This is a genomic window from Ochrobactrum sp. PL_is501 (assembly GCF_055816895.1).
The window spans coordinates 261,147-277,523 of sequence record NZ_JBVPGR010000035.1 but is presented as its reverse complement, the minus strand read 5'-3'; the positions used below and the strand labels follow the sequence as shown (position 1 = coordinate 277,523).

The following is a 16,377-nucleotide window of genomic DNA, read 5'->3' as shown; positions in this document are numbered from 1 at the left end:
CCTTTTGGATCAGCGCAAAAACGCCCGAGCAAAGGGGATGAGTGGCCCGCCCGAAATCGAGCGGGCCGATCCAGATCAGCCGAAGTTAGCGACCAGACGGAACCGTGTCGTCAACCCAAAGTTTTTCGTAGGACTGAATTGCGAGTTCCGCCGAATTTGGTTGCAAACCATGCAACCATGGCTGATGCGCCATAACAGCCTTGTTGTAATTGAAGAACCATACCGGCGCTTCTTCCTGCAACAGGTTGTTGGCTTTCTTCAGAAGCTCGTTCTTTTCCTCTTCGGTTTTGGCCAGTTTTGCTGCATCGACAATCTTGTCGAACTCGGCATTGGAGAACTTCTGATAGTTACATGCAGATTGTGGTGTCGTGGAATAGAAACACTGCATGGCCGTCAGCGCATCCGGGCCACTTTCAAGTGACCACATATAAGCCTGGAAATTACCAGCAGGAACCACATCGGCCAGCACAGACGCTTCGACCGGCTTTGCCTTCACCTTGATGCCGACCTTGGCGAGCATCGGAATGATCGCCTGAACGATGGTCAAACCCCAGCTTTCGTTCTGCGTCGCGGTCAACTCAAACTCAAAGCCGTCAGGATATCCGGCTTCAGCAAGCAAAGCCTTCGCTTTTTCAGGATCATATGGATAAGGCTTTGCATCCTTGTCGAAGGCGGGCGACGAGTTTGGAAGCCAACCGACTGCGCGATAAGCCTTGTCCTTGACGAGGCGCTTGATGATGAGATCACTATCAATGGCGTAGTTGATTGCCTGACGGACACGCTTGTCCTGGAACGGTTTGAAATCCGGATTGAAGCCGACGGCCCGTGTATAAACTTCAGCCACCTCAACCATATTCTTGGCAATTTCGGGGTCGGCAAGGTAGGCCGTGTATTGCGCCGGCCCAAGCACAGCCACGTCAATTTCCTTGTTGCGGAACGCAACGTCGCGTGCCGCAGCGTCACCCATGATCAATATATTGACCTTGTCGGCGTAAGGCTTACCTTTTTCATAGTATTTATCCCACTTCTCGACCGTCAGGCGGGAGCCGGGAACATATTCCGCAAATTTGTAAGGTCCAAGACCAATAGGGTGACGCTGGAACTCCTCGCTATCCCCCTCGCCTGCCGGATAAATGGCAGTATTATTGCGCATGAACTGGAAGCCTGGGTCAATCGGCTGCTTCAGCGTGATTTCGAGGGTATGGTCGTCAATCTTTTTCAGGCCGGAAATTTCCTTGGCCTTGCCCTGCGTGTATTCCTCGGCACCCTTGATTTCTGCAATATAACGTGCCGGTGGAAATGCCTTTTTGGGGTCCATTATCCGGGTGTAGCTCCAGATAATGTCATCGGCAGTCAGTGGCTTTCCGTTGTGAAAAAATGCATCAGGACGAAGTTTGTAGGTATAAACGAGCCTGTCGTCAGACACCGTGACGTCGGTGGCAAGACCGAGTACCGGCTTGTTCAGATCAGCGTCCCAATCATAGAGCGTACGATGGATAGCCTTCGCGTAAAACTCATCCTGCGTGGCAGGCGACGCCTGAATATCAAGCGTCGAGAAGCTGTCGCCATAAGGTGCTACGAAATTGATGACACCTCCCGGACGCGGCTCGTCGGCAGCATAAGCAGCCGTTCCGGCCAACAGAACCGCGGACAGCGCGGCCAGCAAAGTGAATTTTCTCATATTGTTCCCCTTCATAAGTATTGTTCTTGCGATCCAGATGAACCGTTTATTCGGTCAGCTTGGTAGAAACCAAGTTGACCGAATTTTCTCCGAAGCGTTTACACTTCAATTCTTTTTGTTGCTTCCAGATATGGAGGCATTTCTTCACGACCGTTCGAACACAACCTCACCGCCACGCATGGTAAGAACGCAATGCGTATCGTTGAGAATTTCTTGCGGCTTGGCCGTGAGCATGTTGCGCGAGAAAACTGCGATATCGGCAACCTGTCCGGGTACGAGCTTGCCCTTCACATTCTCCAGCTTCTGAGAGAAGGCTCCGAACTCCGTGTAAACCTGAAGAGCCTCTTCAATGGTCACGCATTCGCGGGCATCCATCACGGTTCCCTTGCCAGTTTCGCGGGTCAGCATCGAATAGATGTTCGGATAGGGATTCGGGTGACATACCGGTGCATCGCTGCCGGTCGCTGGCTTGAAACCAAGCTCTTTCCAGGTCTTCAGCGGATAGCTTGAGAGAGCTCGCTCCTCACCCAGAACCGAAATATAGGCATCGCCGAAATCGTATATGAAAACCTGCTGCGGGCATGGATAAATACCAGCCTTTTTCATCCGCCCGTGCTGTTCCGGCGTGGAAAAGCCGCAATGTTCGATACGGTGGCGGCGATCCGGATCGGGATAGGCGGCGAGTGCCTTTTCATAGGCTGTGATGAGCTGGCCGATCGCAGCGTCGCCGATAGCGTGGCATGCCAGTTGGTAGCCCTTCTTGTGAGCATCCAGCACCAACGCTTCCAATTCCGCGTCCGGCAATATCTGGACACCGATATTATTATCATCGCCGAGATAAGGCTTGCTCATCCACGCAGTCCGTCCACCTGCCGAGCCGTCGAGGAAAATCTTGACGGCACCGACCGTCAGCATGTCATCGCCTACACCCGACACAAGACCAGCTTTATAGCATTCCTCGACAATGGAAGGACCGGGGTCGCCAAGAAGCACAAGCCAGGTACGTACCGGCAAGCGCTTCTCCAGTTTGGCGAGATTATAGGCACGAATCTCATCGAAGCCCGCAACCTGGCCGACAGCGGCATCCATAACGCTGGTAATGCCATAGGAAAGAAGCAGTTCGCCTGCGGCCTCAATGGCTTCAATCATTTCTTCCGTGGTTGCCTGAGGGATTGCCTTACGAACGGCTCCCTGGGCATTTTCCGCAACCATTCCGGTCAGAACACCATTTTTCTGCTCGATCAGTCCACCTTCCGGCACCGGCGAATTTTCATCGATACCGGCCAGTTCAAACGCTTTCGAATTAAAAATGGATACGTGACCGCAAGCCCGTACAAGCATGACAGGATTGTTTGGAGCAACCGCATCAAGTTCGGACTTATGCGGATGGCGGCCTACATCAAGCTTGGTCTGATCATAGCCGCGGGCTCTGATCCATGTTCCCTGAGGGACCGAAGCCGCCTTGTCTCGAATGGCATCGAGCAAGCTTTGCAAGGTCGGTGCTGCCTGCGGCGTCGCGTCGATCCACTTTAGCGTAAGCCCAACCGAAATAAGATGTAGATGGGCATCGTTCAGTCCGGGCGTGGCGAAGCGGCCTTTCAGATCGATCAGACGTGTATTGCTGCCTTTCAATGACCAAATCTGGTCCTTTGTGCCTGTCGCGAGCACCTTGCCTTGCCAGATAGCCAAGGCTTCGACCGTGCCCTCCTCATATCCACACCAGATCGTACCGTTATAAATTATGGTATCGGCATACAATTCGGGCATTACAGGCATTTCAGCGATCCCCTCCCTAAGTCACGCTTTATAAGTTTAGGGAGATTTTCATTGATGCATTGAACGATCAAGCCGTGGATTTGTTAAATTTCTAGGGAGCAAATTGTTCAAAATGACAACTATACGGTCAATTTGCCGAAATTTTCGCAAAGCGGAGCCGCGCTTTCAGATCAAATCGACAAAGCCTGCTGCCAAATTGGGCACTCGATGCTTCTGCCCTGTCAGCAATCGCAGCTTTTAAATGCCCGCCAACAGACGAAATATCCGCAGAGGGACTCATTTGAGCGTCACAAATCAAAACCCCGAATAACGGCATACCCCCGACCCCTTCCTTGGCGACCAATGGCCACCAGCACAATCGGCCGCCAAGGAAGGGGTTTAAACATGGTGTATCAGCCGCTCAATATGCCGCTCCGCCTTAATGTTCTGCCAATTGTTCAGGCGTCAGCAAATCTGCATGATGTACGCGCGCGACATCTGGATGGGACCGGAGGCGACTCTTAAGGTTGTTTGCGCCGACCTCACGAAAAATCGGATTTAGGGCATCGACGGTCACGCCGCGTTCCTTGATCTTCAACTCATCAGGCAAATCGATAACTGGAATGGTCGCATCATATCGGGCGCCAAGAAAGAAAGCGACGGAGAAACGTTCAACACCCGCCGGAGGCGCGACGACGCCATGTACATCAGCCCGCACAAACCCGTTAGTGGCAAGCTCAAGTAGTTCGCCGGTATTGATGACAAAGGTACCAGGAACCGGAGGCGCATCGATCCATTCGCCATCTTCGCGCTGGACGCGCAAGCCGGGAACGACATCCTGCAAGAGAACAGTAACGAAGCCACCGTCCTTATGGGCCCCCACTCCCTGCTCGCTTTCAGCGACGTCGCGGCCCGGATAACGAATGATCTTCAAGAGTTGAGACGGATGCGGTTCATAAATCTGGGCAAAAAAATCTTCCGGCTGCCCCAATGCGGCAGCGATGGCTTTCAGAATATCAATGCCAACACGCGTCACCTCAGCCTGATACGCAAGCAGCAAGGGTTTGAGCTCGGGCAAAGCCTCAGGCCATTGATTCGGGCCGATCAGACGCTTCCATGCCGGACTGTCCGGACCTAATATAACCGGTTCCAATTCCGTGTTGATATCCAGCTGTTCACGCCAATCCTGCTGGCCACGGGTCCGCTCAAAGCCAGCGCGATTGTAACCGCGAAAATGGGGCGACTTGACCATTTCTATTTTGAGTTTTTCTTCCGCGGGCAGCGCGAAGAACTTCTTTGCCGTGGTTACCACGTCTTCCACGAGTTTCGGATCGACGCCATGGCCAGTAAGATAAAAGAAGCCATGGTCGTGAAGCGTCTGGCGCAGTTCCGCGACAAAGTTGGCACGCTCGTCAGCTCTCCCGTTGAAACGCGATAGATCGAGCAAAGGCAGATTGATTGGCGCGGTATGTATAGTCAATGGTATCTCCCGGAAGATTTTCAACGTGAGCGGCGTGCGACGCGATGATTGGCAGGATGGGCAGCGATGCCTCACTGCTACAATCAAACTTACGGGAGAAAATAAAGCCTCCGAAATGAGTAGCCAAAGCATGGGCGTGCCATACTCGAGAGCTTCAGGAAAAGCTTTTCCATGAATTACGGAACGTGAAACAATTTCACGTTCCGCGATTGCCGCTGCTTTTGAAGCAGCGAGTCGGTCGGTGCCGGTTGCACCAAAGTTCTTCAGCTTTTTCGAAGAACAGCGCATGGCTTTCATTGTCGGCGGATGCAGCTGTCATCATCGCCATGGCAGCTGTGGCAACGATTGTATTTTCTGCACGTTTATCCACGGCAGCGCCAGACCAGACACCATACCAATATTCAAATGAGCTGAAGTTTGAGTGCTTGTCACCGCTTTCCCGGGAAAGTGTTGGAAGCACCAGATCGGTTTCACGACCGTCAAGAAGCCTGTAGATCATATGCGCTCTATGCGGGACGAGTTCCGCGACATCACGGCTGGTCGAAACAACCGAAATCGAAGGCAGGCCGAGAAGCGCTCCCGCATCGCGATGCAATTTGCGATATGCGGGTTGTGTAACGCCCAGAAATGAAGCTTTGAGGTTCATCGGGTTTAGCAGATGGACCAGGCTATTCATTGATGAACGGGACTCAAACAGTGGATAGAGCGCAAGCAACGCATGAATTTGAGGCGCGAAACCAGCCATCGGCATGAAGCAGATTCCATGCGCCCTCAAAGCACTTTCCGCCGAGATATGTGACGTCGCAATTGGTAGTTTGATGGCCTCAGCCGCCATCTCCAGCTTGCCAGAGATTTCCCCTGTTCCGCAGTTGCCATGCAAGACAACCGGATAGCCGGCTCGAGCGACCAGCAAAGCTGAGAGCATGAACCATGGAGACTGCATGGAATTGGGCGACAGATAAGCTGGCCAGTCGAGAGCGGGAATGTTCAATCCCGTCTCCAGTGAATAAATTCGCCTCGCCGCACGCGCCATGCCAGCAAGTTCGGTAGCAGTTTCTCCACGATAATGAATAAGCCGGAGTAGTGCGCTGATCTGCATGGGATCGGCTTTGCCCGCAAAGATCGTGGTGAATGCATCTTCAGCTTCCGACATTTCAAGCGGACGGGTATGCCCAACTTTTCGCCCTACCACAGCGATATATTTGGCAAGCCTCCGGACCGGATCATTTTCATCCTGAATGCGGGCGAACTGCGCCGCAAGCTGTTCCGGCGTCGGGTGATTTTCAAGCTCAATCACCTTGCGTATACCGAGCGGCGGCGGCGCCACGATAGCGCTTCTCTTCCATCCGTGATGCCCGGTGCAGCCCGATTTCGGCACTTCAGTAAGGTCTAGACTCAATAGTGTTTCGGCTTCATTTGCCAGCCGCCGCAGTCGCCCCCGCAGTGCTTCTGCTTTTGGGGTCGCGACCATATTTCGGCCCGAGCGAACCAGAATGGGATCATTGAATTTTTCGCGAATCTGACCGAGCAGTCGGCTCATGGCTGCGATGCTCAACCCCATCTGCTTTGCGGCACCGCCGACACTGCCTTCCACCAGAAGTGCATCAAGAGCAATCAACAGTCGCAACTGCCCCAAACGAAGGCTTTCACTTTCGCCTTTTTGCGAATGTCGCTGAGTTTCCGGCTGCTTGCCCGACATCACTTTAGTACCCGCTCATTTGCAGTTTTTGAAATTTAGAACGCTTATAAAACATGACGATTGACCTCACCTTATTGCCATACATAAGGAGACTACGAAACTCAACTTTAAACGGTGACGAAAATGACCAGCTTGTTTCGGGGATTGTGGACTGAAAGTACACAAAACAGGCGTTTGGCGGGAAAATCGCCTGTTTACCGGGTGATCCTTGCGGGGACCTGTCTTTCCAGCACTCTGCTTCTGAGCGAAACGATGGCGACCGCGCAAACAGCAGCCAAAGCAACAGAGCAAGCAATCTCGGACGAGGCAAGCGCCAAGAAGAAAAAGGCGCCAGAAGCGGCCATCGAAACGACCGCCGACGGAGCCGTCAAACTCAATCAGATTGTCGTCACAGCCACCGGGTTCGAACAGAACATTACTGACGCCCCGGCGAGCATAACCGTGGTTCCTGGCGAAGAGCTGGAAAAGGGCGCTTATCGCGATCTGTCGGACGCTTTGAAAGATGTACAAGGCGTGTCCGTGACCGGCCCTGCCGCCGAAAAAGACATCTTCATTCGCGGCCTTCCCGGTTCCTATACGCTGCTGCTCGTTGATGGAAAACGCCAGAGCACGCGCGATGCACGCACCAACGGTAACTCCGGCTTCGAACAGAGTTTCCTGCCACCCGCCAATGCCATCGAACGGATCGAAGTCATCCGCGGCCCTATGTCCTCGCTTTACGGATCGGACGCCATGGGCGGCGTCATCAATATCATCACCAAAAAAGTATCCGACACATGGAGCGGATCTTTTACGGTCGATGGCACGGTCCAACAGCACTCCAAATTCGGGAACTCGTTGCAAGGTTCCTATTACATGACCGGGCCGCTGGTTCCGAATCTTGTCGGCGTTCAGGTCTGGGGGCGCGGCCTCAAGCGCCAGGAGGACAGTGTTATCGGTGGCACGCCTGAGCAGAAGGATATCGACATTACCGGTCGCATTACGCTGACCCCGAATGAAGATCACGATATCTTGCTCGAGTTGGGCAAGACTCGCCTTCGCCGCGACATGACCGTGGGCAACACGATCGACGCCAGCGGTCGCAATCCCGTTGACGCTTACAATTACAATGATCGCGATCACTGGTCGATCAGCCACACTGGCCGCTGGGGTCCTACCACGTCGGAATTCTCATTCATGCAGGAATGGGCCGAACGTACCAATTTTAACTGGGACAACAAGACCAAGAGCTATGTGGAAAATCTGCGTTCGCCGCATATCCGCAATTCAGTGCTTGATGGCAAGTTCACTACACCGTTCGAATTCTACGGCAATCACACGCTCGTAACCGGCGGACAGTTCACACAATCAGTGCTAACCGACCAGAATCCAGGACGCCGCACCAACTTGGATGAAGAATTCAGTGTTCGCCAGTGGGCGCTCTTCGCCGAGGACGAATGGTGGATCACGCCGGATTTCGCTCTTACCGGCGGTCTCCGCATGGATGACCATGAAATCTACGGATCGCATTTCAGCCCGCGCGGTTACGCAGTCTGGCACGCTACTGAGCAATTGACCTTCAAGGGTGGCATCTCGACCGGTTTCCGCGCTCCGGAAATCCGTACCATTGCTCCCGGCTATGCCTATACGACTGGCGGCGCTGGTTGTTCTTACGGCCCGAACGGTACCTGCGGCGTCATTATCGGCGATCCAAATCTGCAACCGGAGAAGAGCACCAGCTACGAAGCCAGCGCGCTTTGGGACAACCAGATGGGCCTGCGTCTCGGCGCAACCTATTTTTATACCGATTTCAAGGACAAGATTTCTAACGCATTGGTTACCGATGCCAACGGCAACCCGCTTCGTTGGAATGAAGATCCGAATTATCGCCTCTGGTATGCCTTCAATATCGACAATGCAGTCATGCAGGGTGTCGAGCTGACCTTTAACTGGGAAGCTACAGACAGCATCACCATTCGCGGTAACTATACCTACACGGACTCGGAGCAGAAGACTGGCGATTTTGCTGGTCTGCCGCTCGCCCGCACTCCGAAGCATATGGCAAGCCTGCGCGCCGATTGGATTACCCCTGTTGATGGTCTCAAAGCTTGGGCTGCGGGCAACTATCACGGGGAAGAAATCAACGCCAGCGCACGACTGGGTACGACACCGGCTGGAACGCCGATCTATCGCGACGGCAAAATTATCGCCGCCAAGTATAAGCCCTATGCGACCTTCGATATCGGCGGTTCCTATGACTTCAGCGAGAATGTCACCCTGAACGCTGCCGTCTACAATATCTTCGACAAAAAGGTCGATGTGGACGACTTCAATACGGTTGTCGATGGTCGCCGTCTCTGGGTCGGTATGACCTCCCGCTTCTAGGATCGCAACACCGTGACGCCTGCCAGCAATGGCGGGCGCCCTTTCCATGATTGGATGCTCTTATGAGCGTAGTGACGAATATCGTAAAAAAGGTGTGCTTGATCATGGCGGGGATACTTACAGCGTCCGCAGTGCAAGCTGCTGAGCGTGCCATCTCGTCCTTCGACATGGAAGCCAACGGCATCACCTATCGTATATTCACCGCCACACCAAAAAAGGTGCCCCCAAAGGGCGGTTATCCGGTTATATACATGATCGACGGCAATCGCATGTTGCCGATTGCGGCAAAACTCATGGCAGAAAATGCTGCCTTAAAAGCCGTTTTTGTCGGCATCGGCTATCCAACCGACAATCAGGATGAAATTGTTCGCCTGAGATACTTCGACCTTACACCGCCCACGCGGGACGAACTGATTCCGGTTCACTTTAATGTGCCGAAGACCGGAGGACGGGATGCATTCTTCGATTTCATCGACAATCAGGTAAAACCTGAAATCGAAAAGCGTTTCGATATCGATAAAAAACAACAAGCCTTGTTCGGCCATTCATTGGGTGGGCTGTTCACCCTTTATGCCTTGTTCAATCATCGAGATTCTTTCCAGACTTACAGTGCGGCAGATCCGTCGATCTGGTGGAATGATCGCTCAATTTTGAAAGACAAAGATCAATTCGTCTCCACTTTCAAAAACACGCCTCACCCGATCCGTTTGCTCATAGAAACCTCCGGCAAACGCGGTAGCCGTCCTGGCCAGATGAAACAGGACGATGATCGGTTGAAGAAATTGCGCGGCGGACCTTCCGGTGCGGATGTTTTCAAAGAGCTTTCCGAACTTCCCCAAATGGACGCAACCTTTCACCGTTTCGAGGATGAGAGCCACGGCTCAATGATACCGTTAACGGTAGAAGACAGCCTCAATTTTATCCTGCTCAAGCAAGCCCCTCGGCCAAAAAACAACTGAATTTTATCTCCGGACTTTGACGGAGAAGATACTTGACTATAAAGCACAGGATTGATGAAAGGATCGAACCATGCTGAATATCGCTCAACACGTTACCCGGCTATGTGGTGCCGCCGCTGTGGCGCTGGGCATTGTTGCAACTGCCAATGCTGCTGATCTGACCATCAAGCATGCCCAGGGTGAGACAGTGGTGCCAGAATCACCGGCCAAGGTATTGGTGTTCGATCTCGGCACTCTCGACAATCTGGACCGCCTTGGTGTCAAGGTTACGGGTGTTCCAAGCGGCATATCCTACCCTGAGTATCTGAAGCAGTATCAGAGTGACGATTATGCGAAAATCGGCACGCTGTTCGAACCCGACTATGAAGCAGTTAATGCCGCAGAACCGGACCTGATTATCGTGGCAGGGCGTTCTGCTGCAAAATATGGCGAGCTTTCGAAGATTGCTCCGACAATCGATCTGACCACCAATGCGAAGAGTTTCATCACCGACACGGAAGCCAATATCGAGAAACTCGGCCAGATTTTCGGCAAGGAAGCAGAAGCAAAGGCTGAAGCCGAGAAGCTTGATGTCGCACTTGCCGCGTTAAGGGAAAAGGCTGCCCAAAAGGGTAACGGCCTTCTCATTCTTACTTCCGGCGGCAAGATCAGTGCCTACGGCCCGGGATCACGCTTCGGCGTTCTGCATGACAGCTTCGGCGTGAAACCTGCCGCCCCTGATCTGTCTGTCGGCAATCACGGTCAGCCCGTCAGCTCGGAGTTCATCCTTGAAACCAATCCTGATTGGCTTTTCGTCATCGACCGAGATGCTGCCATCGGCCGTGAAGGCAATTCGGCCAAGCAGGTCCTCGACAATGAACTCGTGCGGCAGACCAATGCCTGGAAAAAGGATCAGCTTGTCTATCTGAACGCTCAGAACTGGTACCTGATCGGCGGCGGTCTCGGCGCGCTTCACGGCACCATTGATCAGCTTTCGCAGGCTTTCGACAAGGCAAAGTAACGGGCTTTCAAACCCAATCCGGTCGGGCCACCGTGGGGTGGCCCGAAATCGTGATCAGGCAAACGAGCATTTCCAGCAAAAGTGTGAAACGGTTTTGCGTTCGGAAATGCGGAAAAAACAAATGGATAGAGCGGTTCCAATGTTCCCGTTAACAGGACCCGGCTCTAGAACAGGAAATTAGCGTGAAGGGACTTGCAGCAGCCATAGCCGTTGTTGCCGTATTGGCTGTCATAAGCCTATTTATCGGTGTTAGCGATGTGTCGCTAGCCACACTTTTTGGCGCCGAAAGCACCGACCGCGCGGCCGGAGTTCTACTCATCAGCCGCATTCCACGCACACTTGCAATCATTCTGGCGGGCATGTCCATGGCTGTTTCGGGCATGATCATGCAAATGTTGACGCGCAACCGTTTTGTTGAACCATCTACGGCTGGCACTGTTGAATCTGCCGGTCTCGGCATCCTTCTGGTCATATTATTCGCACCTGAAACGCCTGTTATCGGTAAAATGCTGGTTGCTTCTGTAACAGCGCTTGCCGGAACCGCCCTCTTCCTTCGTATTCTTCGGGCAATTCCATTGCGATCCGTTCTTGTGGTGCCATTAGTCGGCATCATGCTTGGCGGCGTCATCAATGCGATAACCACCTTCATCGCTTACCGCTTCGATCTGCTGCAATCGCTCAATTCCTGGACAACCGGAGATTTTTCCGGCGTTCTCCGTGGCCGCTACGAACTCCTATGGCTGGCATTTCTCCTGACGGTCGTCGCCTATATAGCCGCCGACCGCTTCACGGTCGCTGGACTGGGTGAGGATTTCACCACCAACCTTGGTCTCAATTACCGCCGCGTGGTCACGTTCGGCCTCGTTATTGTTTCGACGGTCAGCGCATCGGTCGTTGTGACCGTCGGCATGATACCTTTCCTCGGTCTTATCGTCCCGAACGTTGTCAGCATGTTCATTGGCGACAATATGCGGCGCGCGGTGCCATGGGTGGCAATTCTCGGCGCGGGACTCGTTCTTGCCTGTGACATCGTTGGGCGGCTGATCCGCTTCCCTTACGAAATCCCGATAGGCACGATGATGGGCGTCGCAGGGAGCGCCATCTTCCTTTACCTATTGTTGCGGCGGGGTTCACGCCTTGCTTAAGCGTCCGCGTGTAGTTCTTTTACTGCTTTGCGCCCTTACTTTTGTTGCAACGGCCGCATTCATGACAATCGGCGCGAAGGGAAGCTGGTCTTTCATCCTGTCCTTCCGCGGCACCAAACTTGCGGCCATGGTGCTGGTCGCATACTCGATTGCCGTTTCAACGGTGTTGTTCCAGACCGTAACAAACAACCGCATCCTGACCCCATCGATCATGGGCTTCGACGCGCTTTATATCCTGATTCAGACGTTGGTGGTCTTCTTCTTCGGCGCCGTTCAGATCGACTGGCTTGGACCAAACATTCGATTTCTCGCTGAAACCACTATCATGGTGGTTTTCGCCGGCACGCTCTATTACTGGCTATTCTCGGGAGCAACCCGTAGCCTGCACCTCGTAATGCTTGTCGGTATCGTCTGCGGAGTGTTTTTCCGCAGCATTTCCAACCTGATACAGCGAATGCTTGATCCAAATCTCTTCGCTGTTCTGCAGGATCGTTTCTTCGCTAGCTTCAATACCATCAACAGCGACATTCTGATTATGTCGGTCGTCATCGTGGTTGCGATTTCGCTCTACGGACTGCGCTTCATTCACGTTTTTGACGTTCTGTCTCTCGGGCGCGATCCCGCAATCAATCTGGGCGTTGATCATCGGCGCATCGTGCGCAAAATTCTTTTCATGGTCACGGTGCTGGTTTCCGTTTCCACCGCACTGGTGGGGCCCATTACCTTCTTCGGTTTGCTGGTGGCCAACCTGGCCTACATGCTTGCCGGTTCGGCAAAACACCGGTTTATCCTGCCTATTGCCATCCTGCTTGCAATCCTCTGCATCGTTGGCGGACAGACCGTTCTTGAACGTGTTTTCTCGTTCAACGCCGCACTCAGCGTCATTATCGAGTTTCTGGGCGGCCTTGTCTTCATCATCCTTCTCGTCAGGGGGCACGCGCGTTGATAGAAATCAGTCAGGTCAGCAAATCCTACAACGGCACGCTTGTTGTCGATGACATCACCCTGAAACTGCCTGCTTGCGGCATAACCTCGATCATCGGGCCGAATGGAGCGGGAAAATCGACGCTGCTCTCGATGGTGAGCCGTCTCCTGCCGATGGACAAGGGCCGGGTGACCGTAGACGGACTCGACGTTTCGACGACCTCTGGTGACGTTCTGGCAAAACGCCTGTCGATCCTGCGGCAGGAAAATGCAATCAACTCTCGCCTGACCGTGCGCGACCTCGTAACCTTTGGCCGCTATCCCCATTCCAAAGGCAGGCCGAACAACGATGATCGCAAACATGTCGAGCAGGCTATCGGCTATCTTGGCCTTGACGATCTGAGCGAACGTTTTCTGGATGAACTCTCAGGCGGACAGCGCCAGCGTGCCTTTGTAGCAATGGTGCTATGCCAGGATACAGATTACGTGCTGCTGGACGAACCGCTCAACAATCTCGATATGAAGCATTCCGCTTCAATGATGAAGCTGTTGCGGCGAGCTGCAGACGAACTTGGAAAAACCGTCGTTCTGGTTCTGCACGATATCAATTTCGCGTCGTGTTATTCCGACCATATAGTCGCCATGCGCCAAGGCGAGGTCGCACATCAGGGAAGCCCGGATGAACTCATTCATCCGGAAATCCTCGGAGACATTTACGAAATGGAGATTGCCGTCGAAATCATCGGCGGCAAGCGTATCGGGGTCTATTATCTTTAGGCAACTGCATCTGAAGGAAACAGTGCCTGCAAGGCATCATATGATGCCAGTACGGTTTCCATTTGAGCAGTATGCCCCCTGACGAACGCATCACCGTAGATCGTCTCATCCGGATATTCGGTGATGAGCGTCAGCGGTACGGTGTGACGGTCGTCAACCCCGACGAGGCAAGGAAAACCGTTGATAATACGGAAACCCGTTTCGCCCGCATGTTGCTCGAAAAGCCTGATCTGGGCGTTGTTATAGGCAACCAGTCCATCAATGGCAGCCAGATGCCTGGTCACGCGATCGATCAGCTCCTCCGCTTGCCTCTCCCAGGAGGCATGGTGGCGAATGATCAGAAAAAACCCCTTGGGCAATGTCCACATCGCAAAGGAACGCGGCACATAGCCGGATAGCGGGCGCGTCCATTCATGCGAGGGATAACCATGCAGGTTGACATGCAGCTTCGCGCCGGTCCGCTTTTCGGCTTCCACGCGAATGGCCTTTTCATAGAGCCCCTCTCCGCTTCGATATTCCAGATCGTCGCCGAGCGCCGTATATCGGGCGGCGTGATGCATATGAAGGGGCTGGAGTGCGCAAAGCCGCTTGTGTATCTCGTATCCGTCGGGGTTTTCCTGCGGGGAAATCGTGAAATGCGCGCCGCCGCGGGCCGCAAGGCGGTTGGCAGCACGCAACGCGCCGACAACACCCGTCGTTTCATTCGCATGCTGACCGGCGCTGATCATCATAGCGGCTTCGCTGCCCTTACGATAAGTCGCGCGCACCGTTCTGCCCGAACGGGTTTTTGCCTCGAAAGGCGTACCGCCCAGTCTGGCAATTTCACGACGGATCTGATCGGCGGAAAGCGGCGCCTGAGCTGTCTCCAGAACCTGCTCTGCCGTCAGCGCGTCGTCGGTAGAAAGCGGTCGCGTTTCCACTTTGACAGACGGTTCGGCATCGAGAAAGCGGATTTCCGGCACGATCTGGCCCGGTTGCAAGCCGCGATCCCCGACCGGGCGACCGGACTTTTTCTGAAAAACTTCGAGCAGCGAGAAATAGATATCCTCGTGCATGGCTTCGGTGAGGCTCAGCCTTTCCTCATCGTAAGACAGGCGGCGGTCAGTGATCGGCAGGCTGACTGCGATGTTCAGCTCGTCGAAATAAGGTTCGCCACGCTTCCAGTCATGAGCGGCGATGGTTGAGACGGTGTCATGAAACAGCTTTTCATATGATGTTTCAAAGCGTTCGCTATCGATTTTGCCATGCTGCGTGATGGCAAGCCAACCAGTGGGTGAGACCAGTGTTTCACCGATGAAATCCTCATGCACGCGGTTTGGGGCAAAGACCCGATGGCTCTCGCTGCGACCATTAGTAAAGACCAGATCGACTTCATAATGAAAATCGTCTTTGCCGGAGGCCAAGAATACTATCTCCACCTGCGGCAGAAGCGCGGATAAGGGATAGGTCTCCAGCAGGAAGCGGTTCTGCACGCAGGCGTCGTGACGAGGATAGCGGATCGCAGCCGACTTCAGCGTAGCGCCGTCCACTTCTTCGAGAAAGAAATGCAGGAGCGGTTTATAGGCAGAACGGAACCGTGCCTCGACACCTGCCTCGCGTAGCTTCGTTTCGGCGGCGAAGCGGCTCGGCTGGTCATCGAACAGCCAGGCTTCCACCTTCGCACCGCGCATTTCGGGTTTCAGAAAGCGTTCAACAAGCGCATGAACGGTGCGCGGATAGTTTTTTTCAAAAAGCACTTTCATCGGGAAGTCCTGCCCGTTGGATCGAGGCTATCGCGCAACCAATCTCCAAGGAGATTGAGCCCAAGCACGGTGAAGAGGATGGCAAGGCCCGGAAATACGCTCACCCACCAAGCCGTCTGGAGGTATGTGCGTCCGTCGGCCAGCATGCCTCCCCAACTCGGGATAGTCGGATCAACACCAAGGCCAAGAAAGGTCAGGCTCGATTCAAGCAGGATATTGTTGGCGACATTGAGCGTCATCAGCACGATCACCGGACCGAGCAGGTTCGGCAGCAGATGCTGGAAAATGATACGCCAATCCTTCACGCCGATAGCGCGAGCAGATAGGATGAACTCGCGCTCGCGCAGCGACAGCACCGAGCCGCGCACCAGTCGCGCATACTGCACGCATTGCGACACGATCAGCAGGATGATGGTGTTGAACAGCCCGCCCCCCAGAATAGCCATCACGGTGATTGCGAGCAGGATGAAGGGCATGGCAAGCTGCACATCAACAAAGCGCATCAGCGCCATGTCCCAGAAGCCGCGATAATAGCCAGCGACCAGCCCCATGATGGTGCCGATAACCACAGAGCCGATCACCGAAACGAAACCGACGAACAGCGAAATCTTGCCGCCGGTAATGACACGTGCCAGCACATCGCGCCCCAGCGGATCGGTGCCGAAAACATGGGCTGGATTGACGAATGGCGGTGTCAGACGGGCCAGCAGATCAATTTTGTTGGCGCCGCCCGGAAACAAATAGCCGGAGAAGATCACGGCTAGGCAAATACAGCCGATCAGCACGACACCGACGATGAACTCAAGGCTCGCAAAACGCGAAAACAGAACGGATGAGGTCTTGGTTGCCAT

The 16,377-nt window shown here is 53.9% G+C and carries 13 protein-coding genes and 1 pseudogene; 7 read left to right on the top strand and 7 right to left on the bottom strand.

Translation table 11 applies throughout. The features are described from left to right. Positions 1 to 85: 85 nt before the first annotated feature. From AC0TOF_RS12615 to AC0TOF_RS12600, 4 genes are all read right to left on the bottom strand, one after another. Positions 86 to 1,681, bottom strand: a complete 1,596-nt coding sequence (locus AC0TOF_RS12615) for an ABC transporter substrate-binding protein (RefSeq protein ID WP_473768495.1) — start codon at positions 1,679 to 1,681, stop codon at positions 86 to 88. A 144-nt stretch (positions 1,682 to 1,825) separates the two neighbouring features. Beyond that, entirely contained in the window at positions 1,826 to 3,448 is a 1,623-nt protein-coding gene (locus tag AC0TOF_RS12610; RefSeq protein ID WP_473768616.1) for an amidohydrolase, read from the bottom strand. A 427-nt stretch (positions 3,449 to 3,875) separates the two neighbouring features. After that, on the bottom strand, positions 3,876 to 4,916 hold the full coding sequence (locus AC0TOF_RS12605) for an isopenicillin N synthase family dioxygenase (RefSeq protein WP_473768615.1): 1,041 nt from the start codon (positions 4,914 to 4,916) through the stop codon (positions 3,876 to 3,878). 196 nt (positions 4,917 to 5,112) lie between these two features. After that, positions 5,113 to 6,108: a glycosyl transferase family protein gene (locus tag AC0TOF_RS12600; protein WP_473768614.1), complete on the bottom strand. Its 996-nt coding sequence runs from the start codon at positions 6,106 to 6,108 to the stop codon at positions 5,113 to 5,115. Between AC0TOF_RS12600 and AC0TOF_RS12595 the strand changes: the two genes are divergently transcribed. After that, positions 6,085 to 6,309, top strand: coding sequence for a hypothetical protein (locus AC0TOF_RS12595; RefSeq protein ID WP_473768625.1), 225 nt, complete (start codon positions 6,085 to 6,087; stop codon positions 6,307 to 6,309). The genes AC0TOF_RS12600 and AC0TOF_RS12595 overlap by 24 nt on opposite strands. A gap of 66 nt (positions 6,310 to 6,375) precedes the next feature. On the opposite strand, the pseudogene AC0TOF_RS12590 reads toward AC0TOF_RS12595, so the two are convergent. Continuing rightward, positions 6,376 to 6,615 (bottom strand): annotated as a pseudogene (locus AC0TOF_RS12590) (helix-turn-helix domain-containing protein); the annotation flags it as partial. A 123-nt stretch (positions 6,616 to 6,738) separates the two neighbouring features. Here AC0TOF_RS12590 and AC0TOF_RS12585 point away from each other — a divergent pair. The 6 genes from AC0TOF_RS12585 (at position 6,739) to AC0TOF_RS12560 (ending at position 13,784) form a co-directional block, all read left to right on the top strand. Beyond that, on the top strand, positions 6,739 to 8,979 hold the full coding sequence (locus AC0TOF_RS12585) for a TonB-dependent receptor domain-containing protein (RefSeq protein WP_473768494.1): 2,241 nt from the start codon (positions 6,739 to 6,741) through the stop codon (positions 8,977 to 8,979). 62 nt (positions 8,980 to 9,041) lie between these two features. After that, complete coding sequence (locus AC0TOF_RS12580) at positions 9,042 to 9,938, top strand: alpha/beta hydrolase (RefSeq protein ID WP_473768493.1); 897 nt, start codon at positions 9,042 to 9,044, stop codon at positions 9,936 to 9,938. Positions 9,939 to 10,008: 70 nt separating this feature from the next. Then, on the top strand, positions 10,009 to 10,938 hold the full coding sequence (locus tag AC0TOF_RS12575) for a siderophore ABC transporter substrate-binding protein (RefSeq protein WP_473768492.1): 930 nt from the start codon (positions 10,009 to 10,011) through the stop codon (positions 10,936 to 10,938). Between the two features lie 182 nt (positions 10,939 to 11,120). After that, a complete protein-coding gene (locus AC0TOF_RS12570; RefSeq protein WP_473768491.1) occupies positions 11,121 to 12,083 on the top strand; it encodes an ABC transporter permease in 963 nt (320 codons plus the stop codon). Next, complete coding sequence (locus AC0TOF_RS12565) at positions 12,076 to 13,029, top strand: iron chelate uptake ABC transporter family permease subunit (RefSeq protein ID WP_473768490.1); 954 nt, start codon at positions 12,076 to 12,078, stop codon at positions 13,027 to 13,029. The genes AC0TOF_RS12570 and AC0TOF_RS12565 overlap by 8 nt, the downstream gene beginning before the upstream one ends. Beyond that, positions 13,026 to 13,784, top strand: a complete 759-nt coding sequence (locus AC0TOF_RS12560) for an iron ABC transporter ATP-binding protein (protein ID WP_473768489.1) — start codon at positions 13,026 to 13,028, stop codon at positions 13,782 to 13,784. Before AC0TOF_RS12565 ends, AC0TOF_RS12560 begins: the two co-directional genes overlap by 4 nt. Here AC0TOF_RS12560 and AC0TOF_RS12555 read toward each other — a convergent pair. Together AC0TOF_RS12555 and AC0TOF_RS12550 are read right to left on the bottom strand one after the other, a co-directional pair. Beyond that, a complete protein-coding gene (locus AC0TOF_RS12555) occupies positions 13,781 to 15,526 on the bottom strand; it encodes a peptidase M14 (RefSeq protein WP_473768488.1) in 1,746 nt (581 codons plus the stop codon). The genes AC0TOF_RS12560 and AC0TOF_RS12555 overlap by 4 nt on opposite strands. Next, positions 15,523 to 16,377 (bottom strand): ABC transporter permease, encoded by an 855-nt coding sequence (locus tag AC0TOF_RS12550; RefSeq protein WP_473768487.1) that lies wholly within the window; start codon positions 16,375 to 16,377, stop codon positions 15,523 to 15,525. The genes AC0TOF_RS12555 and AC0TOF_RS12550 overlap by 4 nt, the downstream gene beginning before the upstream one ends.